The 947-nt window shown below is 75.3% G+C and carries 1 protein-coding gene; it reads left to right on the top strand.

What is annotated here, in order from left to right:
• Positions 1-947, top strand: a 947-nt coding sequence (locus C1A33_RS26410) for an LLM class flavin-dependent oxidoreductase (RefSeq protein ID WP_101834283.1), incomplete at both ends; no start/stop codon positions are given.

The following is a 947-nucleotide window of genomic DNA, read 5'->3' as shown; positions in this document are numbered from 1 at the left end:
ATGCGCAACCCGCGCCGGTGGCGCCGGGACCCGGCCGAGCTGTACGGCGCCTTCCCCGAGCTGTGCGAGGAGGCCGAGCGGCTCGGCCTCGACGCCGTCTGGGCCACCGAGCACCACGGCTTCGACGACGACTACCTGCCCGCTCCGCTGACCCTGCTGGCCGCGGCCGCCGCCCGGACCCGCCGAGTGCGCCTCGGCACCGGCATCGTGGTGGCGCCGCTGCACGCGCCGGCGGAGCTCGCCGAGCAGGCGGCCGTCGTCGACCTGCTCAGTGGCGGCCGGCTCGACCTCGGCATCGGCGCCGGCTACCGCCCGCCCGAGTTCGACCTCTACGGCGCCGACATCCGTAACCGCTACCGCGACAACGACGCCCGCGCCCGCCAGATCCGCGAGCTGTGGGCGTCCGGCCGGGTCACGCCCGGTCCGGTCCAGGAGCGACTGCCGATCTGGATGGGATACCTCGGCCCGAAGGGCGCCCGCCGCGCCGGCCTGCTCGGCGAGTACCTGCTCTCCCCGGACGCCCGCAACTGGGAGCCCTACCGGGCCGGGCTCGTCGAGGGCGGCCACGACCCGGCGACGGCGCGGATGGGAGGCGGCATCCAGGCCTGGGTCAGCGACGACCCGGAGCGCGACTGGCCGCTCATCGCCCCACACCTGGCCGAGCAGGCGAACTCCTACCGGCTGCACGGCCGGATGGGCCACGAGAACCTGCCGCCCTTCAAACCGGTCGACCCGGACAAGCTGCGCGCCCGCCGCCCGCGCGGCACCACCTCCCAGGACTACTTCGTGTTCGGGACGGCGGCCGAGGTGGCCGGGTTCGTACGCGACTTCAGCGCGGGAGCGCCGGTCGACCTCGTGTACTTCTGGGCCGCGCTGCCCGGCATGCCTGCCGAACGGGTGGCGGCCAACGTGCGCACCATCGCCGAGGACCTCGCGCCACTGCTGCG

Origin of the sequence: Frankia canadensis, assembly GCF_900197875.1 — a bacterium.
Lineage (GTDB): Bacteria > Actinomycetota > Actinomycetes > Frankiales > Frankiaceae > Frankia > Frankia canadensis.
The sequence above is the reverse complement of the archived record's forward strand: the minus strand, read 5'-3'. Positions and strand labels throughout refer to the sequence as shown.